Annotated in this window: 6 protein-coding genes; all 6 read left to right on the forward strand. The window is 36.8% G+C overall.

The window, feature by feature from the left end:
• Positions 1 to 72: 72 nt before the first annotated feature.
• Positions 73 to 1,362 (forward strand): phenylacetate--CoA ligase family protein, encoded by a 1,290-nt coding sequence (locus K8V80_RS06465; RefSeq protein ID WP_276776296.1) that lies wholly within the window; start codon positions 73 to 75, stop codon positions 1,360 to 1,362.
• A 10-nt stretch (positions 1,363 to 1,372) separates the two neighbouring features.
• A complete protein-coding gene (locus K8V80_RS06470) occupies positions 1,373 to 2,383 on the forward strand; it encodes a glycosyltransferase family 2 protein (RefSeq protein WP_276776298.1) in 1,011 nt (336 codons plus the stop codon).
• 18 nt (positions 2,384 to 2,401) lie between these two features.
• Positions 2,402 to 3,616, forward strand: a complete 1,215-nt coding sequence (locus K8V80_RS06475) for a DegT/DnrJ/EryC1/StrS family aminotransferase (protein WP_276776300.1) — start codon at positions 2,402 to 2,404, stop codon at positions 3,614 to 3,616.
• Between the two features lie 9 nt (positions 3,617 to 3,625).
• Entirely contained in the window at positions 3,626 to 4,213 is a 588-nt protein-coding gene (locus K8V80_RS06480; RefSeq protein WP_276776301.1) for a sugar transferase, read from the forward strand.
• A gap of 188 nt (positions 4,214 to 4,401) precedes the next feature.
• A complete protein-coding gene (gene gmd, locus K8V80_RS06485) occupies positions 4,402 to 5,487 on the forward strand; it encodes a GDP-mannose 4,6-dehydratase (RefSeq protein ID WP_040310186.1) in 1,086 nt (361 codons plus the stop codon).
• The coding region (locus tag K8V80_RS06490; RefSeq protein WP_276776303.1) for a GDP-L-fucose synthase family protein at positions 5,480 to 6,411 on the forward strand (932 nt) is incomplete at its 3' end. The genes gmd and K8V80_RS06490, both read left to right, overlap by 8 nt.

Below are 6,411 nucleotides of genomic sequence, written 5' to 3' on the forward strand. Positions count from 1 at the left end.
GAAAAAACAGCCTTATCAATTTTGTCAGAAATACTATGATTTACATATATTCAAGAATATTAGAGTATGGTTATGTTAAATAAAATCATTTATAAATTAGGGCTTAAAAAACGTAACCCTTCTATTTGTCATCAGCTCAATTTTCTAAAAAAAAGTGATAAGTGGCCTTTAAGTCGATTACAAAAGTATCAGTTAAGTCAATTACAGATTTTCTTAACTGATGTACAAAAGAACTCTCCATATTATTCGGATCTGTTTAAGTCTCTTGGTTTTGATCCAAGAAATATTAAAAGTTTAAATGACTTAAAATGCATACCTCCAATAGATAAAAAGACTTTGATAGCAAATAAACATTTGATTCAGAGTAATAGACGATTTAAGAAATTGGTGTTTTCTGAAACATCAGGTACTACGGGACAGCCATTAACTATATATCGATCTGAGGAATGGGATTCGGGTACTCGTGCTGCTATGTTTAGAGGGTATTCATGGTATGGAGTGAAGCCATGGGATCGGAATGGCTATTTTTGGGGTTATAATATAGAGAAAAAGCAAGCTGCAAAAATTCAGTTCTTTGATTCACTACAAAATCGTTTTCGATTATTTTCTTATACAGATGAAGAAATATCTCGTTTTTGTTATAAGTTAAAATCAGCTGTTTATATATCAGGTTATTCTTCTATGATATATGAGGTTGCTAAAAAAATAAATAGCTTAGGATTATCTCTTCAATTTCCTAAACTTAAAATGGTTAAAGGGACGAGTGAGAAAATTTGGCCATCTTATCAAAAGGAAGTACAAAAAGCCTTTGGTCTTAAAATGATATCAGAATATGGATCAATGGAGACAGGTATCATAGCTTTTGAATGTCCAAGTGGTAATATGCATATTGCTATGGAACATGTTATTGTTGAAGAACTTAATGGAGAAGCTGTAGTGACGAATTTATTATCTAATTCCTTTCCTATTATACGTTATAAATTAGGTGATGTAATAAACTTAGCTCCTATTGATTTTAAATGTCCATGTGGCAGAAGTCATCCTGTGATTGTAGATGTTTTGGGGCGAGTTGGTAAATCTGTAGAGGGTTTAGAAAATAAATATCCTTCTTTGACTTTTTACTATGTGTTTAAAAACATTGCATTTACTAGTAAGTTTGAGGTAAACTATCAAGCAGTTCAAAACAAAAAGGGTGAAGTCTTAATGAGAATAGAACAAACCTATAGTAAGGAGTTGGACTCTATTATTAGAAAAGAGTTGAGTAAATATTTTAAGGATGATATTGCCTTTACGGTAGAATATGACTCTAAACTACATATGATGGATGGTAAATTGAAGGACTTTATTCAAAACATAGAATAGCTTATAAATTATGATATCTATTATTTGCCCAATATATAATGAGGAAAAATATATTGCATCATGTATTCAATCTATGTTAAATCAAGATATTCCTAAAGAGAATTTAGAAATATTCTTTATTGATGGCCGGAGTACTGATAATACTCGTGAGATTGTTGAATCTTATTCTAAAAAGAACCCTTTTATTAAGCTTTTAGATAATCCAGATAAAATAGTCCCACCAGCTTTAAATAAAGCAATAAAACAAGCGGAAGGAGATTATATTATTCGTATTGACGCACATTGTGAATATCCTACTAACTATATTTCTACATTATTAAAATATGCTCGAGAGTTGGATTGTGAAAACATTGGAGCCGTTTGCCGAACTTTACCAGCTGACAGTTCTACTAAGAGTTTAGCTATAGCTATAGGAATGAGCCATAAATTTGGAGTTGGAGACTCTTCTTTTCGTGTAGGTAGCAAAGGTGTGAGAAAGGTTGATACAGTCCCATTCGGTTGTTTTAAACGAAATATTTTTGATAAAATAGGGTTGTTTGATTTAGATTTAACAAGAAATCAAGATGATGAATTCAATGGTCGAATTATTAAAAATGGTGGAACTATTTTTTTGATATCTGATTTGGTTGTTGATTATTATGCAAGAGATTCTTTTAAGAAACTTTTTAAAATGTTTTATCAATATGGTTTATTTAAACCTTTAGTAAATAAAAAATTAGGATCTCCAGCAACGATTCGACAGTTTTTCCCTCTAATGTTTGTATTGGGTATTGTTTTAGGAGGAATTATGAGCTTTAGTATTCCTTATATATATATACCTTACTGCATAGTATTATCTTTCTATTTAATATTGATTATGATAATAGCTTCAAAAGAAGCTCTTAAATATAGGAGATTTGGTGTCCTTTTTTATTTACCAATTGTCTTTTTTTCTATGCATATAAGTTATGGTCTAGGATACCTTAAAGGTATTTATAAAGTTTTATTTAAGAAAAGTTTTCAAGTACAAACTAGTAGATAGTTTTTAATATTATAAATTATGAAAATTCCATTTTCACCGCCCTATATAAACGAGGACGTAATCAATGAGGTTACAGATTCTTTGAAATCTGGTTGGATCACTACAGGTCCTAAGGTAAAAGCTCTAGAAGAAGAGTTGAAAAGTTTTACAGGAGCTCAAGAAGTACTATGTGTTAACTCATGGACTTCGGGTGCTATTATGATGTTAAGATGGCTAGGCTTGCAAGAAGGAGATGAGATTATTGTACCTGCATACACCTATTGCGCAACTGCTGTAGCAGTGCTTCACGCTGGAGGAAAACCTGTTATGGTAGATACTACAGATGATTTTAATATTTCTGTAAAAGAGATTGAAAGGGCTATAACACCACGCACTAAGGCTATTATACCCGTGGATATTGCTGGATTCCCTTGTAAATATGAGGAAATCATGGCTTTGGTTGAGCGTGAAGATATTAAAGCTAAATTTAAGGCAACATCAGATGTCCAAGAAAAGTTGGGACGTATTTTAGTATTAAATGATGCAGCACATTCTTTAGGTGCACATTATAATAAAGCACAACGAACAGGTTGTGAAACAGATGTAGCGATATTCTCTTTGCATGCAGTTAAAAATGTAACAACAGCTGAAGGTGGTGCTATTTGCATGAATTTACCAAAACCTTTTGATAATACTGAACTATACAAAGAGTTACGAATGATGGCTTTGAACTGCCAAACTAAAGATGCTTTTTCAAAATCAAAAGCGGGTAGTTGGCGTTACGATATCATCGGTTTAGGTATGAAAATAAATATGGCTGATGTTAATGCTGCAATAGGATTGGCTCAAATGCGTGTTTATACTTCATTATTGGCAGAACGGAAACGTGTGTTCAATTCCTATAAAGTAGCTTTCTCTGATTGTGATTGGGCCATCATTCCTCCTGCTATTGATGGGGAAAAGGAAACCTCATATCACATTTTTGCTTTACGTATTAAAGATGTTACAGAAGAGCAAAGAGATGCTATGATTATGGAAATAGCTAAAAAGGATGTTGCTGTAAATGTTCATTTTATACCTATGCCTATGTTGACTTTATTTAAGGACTTAGGCTATAAAATAGAAGATTACCCACAAGCCTATGCAAACTACAAGGGAGAAATATCTTTGCCTATTTACCCACAGCTTACACCAGAAATGATAAATCAGGTGGTAACATCGGTAAAAGAGGCTTATTCAACAATAATTGGATAAAGCAAAAAAGTGATTAGATTATTAGATATACTATTTTCTTTTATTGGAATTGTAATCTTATCCCCCGTCTTTCTTATTCTTTATATCGCTATTCGTTTAGAGAGTAAGGGAGGCGGTTTTTATAAGCAAATACGTGTAGGGAAAGATAGTAAAGACTTCGGACTGTATAAGTTTCGTTCTATGCGTGTAGGAGCTGATAAAAAAGGATTAATTACAGTGGGTGGCAGAGACCCACGAATAACTAAAGTAGGTTATTTTATTCGTAAGTATAAATTAGATGAATTACCTCAATTATTCAATGTTTTAACTGGGGATATGAGTTTAGTCGGTCCTCGTCCTGAAGTTCGTAAATATGTGGAATTATATACTGATGAACAAAAAAAAGTGTTGTCTGTTCGTCCAGGTATTACAGATTACGCATCTATTGAGTATGTAGATGAAAATGAAATTTTAGGAAAAGCAGATGATCCTGATAAGGCATATATAGAACAAATTATGCCTGACAAAATTAGGTACAATATGAAATATATAAATAACCAATCAGTTATAGAGTATTTTAAGGTTATATTTCTGACGATTTACCGTATAATTTGGTAACTGTTTTTCTACCCTTTTGGGCTTATTGGGGTGTTTGTTTTATAAAAGTAGCCTCAAAAATGCACAAATAGAACGTTTCACTTGTAGAAGCCTAGAGATAAGATTAATTTAGGGGTGTAATATTTTAAAAACAGGAAGCTGTAAGGTTTACTGTGGTCAACGAATTTAAAGAGTCTGTAAGTACATATATGACTAAAAAAGCACTAATAACGGGGATAACAGGTCAGGATGGATCTTTCTTGGCTGAATTTTTAATTGAAAAAGGATACGAGGTACATGGCATTCTTCGCCGCTCGTCCTCCTTCAATACCAATCGCATAGAGCATCTCTACCTCGATGAGTGGGTGCGCGATATGAAACAAGAACGCTTGGTTAATTTGCACTATGGCGATATGACCGATAGCAGCTCTTTGGTTCGCATTATTCAGCAGATACAACCCGATGAGATATACAATTTGGCTGCACAAAGCCATGTGAAAGTCTCCTTTGATGTACCCGAATATACTGCCGATACCGATGCCTTGGGTACTTTGCGACTACTCGAAGCCGTACGCATTTTGGGCTTAGAAAAGAAAACCCGCATCTACCAAGCTTCTACGTCGGAGCTATTTGGGAAGGTGCAAGAAATTCCTCAAACCGAAACCACTCCCTTTTACCCTCGTTCTCCCTATGGGGTGGCGAAGCAATATGGCTACTGGATTACCAAAAACTACCGAGAAAGCTACGAGATGTTTGCCGTAAATGGTATCCTCTTCAACCATGAGAGTGAGCGAAGAGGAGAAACCTTTGTGACTCGAAAGATAACGCTGGCTGCCGCACGCATTGCTCAAGGACATCAAGAAAAACTCTACCTAGGTAACCTCAGTGCCTTACGAGATTGGGGTTATGCCCGCGACTATGTGGAATGTATGTGGCTGATGCTACAACACGATACGCCCGAAGACTTTGTGATTGCAACGGGTGAGGCACACTCCGTGCGAGAGTTTGCTACCCTTGCCTTTGATGCTGTGGGAATACCCCTACGTTGGGAAGGTGAGGGGCTACAAGAAAAAGGCATCTGTACCCAGACGGGGAAAGTGTTGGTAGAGGTAGATCCCAAATACTTCCGTCCTGCCGAGGTAGAACAACTCTTGGGAGATCCGAGTAAGGCTAAAAAGGTATTGGGCTGGAATCCTCGACAAACCTCCTTTGAAGAGTTGGTACGCCTGATGGTGCAAAGCGATATGGAAGGGGTAAAAAGACATTACGAGAAAGGAAAACGTTACGATGGATAAAGATACAAAGATATACATAGCAGGACACCGAGGTTTGGTGGGCTCTGCCATATGGAAAAACCTAGAAAGCAAAGGCTATACCAACCTCATTGGGCGAACTCACGAGGAGCTCGACTTGATGGATGGAGGAAAGGTTAAGGCCTTCTTTGATGCCGAATGGCCTGAGATTGTGGTAGTGGCGGCGGCCTATGTGGGAGGAATCAAAGCCAATAATACCTACAGAGCCGATTTTATATTTCGCAACCTAGGTATTCAGCAAAATGTAATTGGGGAGAGTTTTCGCCATGGGGTGAAAAAACTCCTCTTTTTGGGTAGTACCTGCATCTATCCTCGAGATGCGCACCAACCCATTGCCGAAACTGAATTACTACAAGGTCCGCTAGAATATACCAATGAGCCGTATGCCATTGCCAAGATTGCGGGGTTAAAGCTCTGTGAAAGTTTCAACTTGCAGTATGGCACCAACTATATGGCCGTGATGCCAACCAACCTCTACGGCCCTGGTGATAATTTCGACTTAGAAACCAGTCATGTATTGCCGGCTATGCTACGCAAAATGCATTTGGCGAAGGCCTTGATGGAGAATAATTGGGCTGTCATTCGGGAAGACTTGGATCGCAGAGCGATACACGGGGTAACGGGCACAGCAGGAGAGAACGAGATTCTTTATCTGTTTAAAAAACAGGGGATTCTACCCGATGCCCTAGAGCTATGGGGTACGGGGAAGCCCATCAGAGAGTTTTTATGGAGTGAAGATATGGCAGATGCTTCTGTCTTTGTCTTAGAAAACATTGACTTCAAGGATACGTATCAGGAAGGAGAAACGGAGATACGCAATTGCCACATCAATATAGGGAGTGGGGTAGAAACAACCATTGCCCAACTGGCTCAGCTGATCGCTGAAAAAGTGGGGTATAAAGGGGA

The sequence above is a fragment of the Bacteroides coprosuis genome (genome assembly GCF_020741705.1).
GTDB lineage: Bacteria > Bacteroidota > Bacteroidia > Bacteroidales > Bacteroidaceae > Bacteroides_E > Bacteroides_E coprosuis.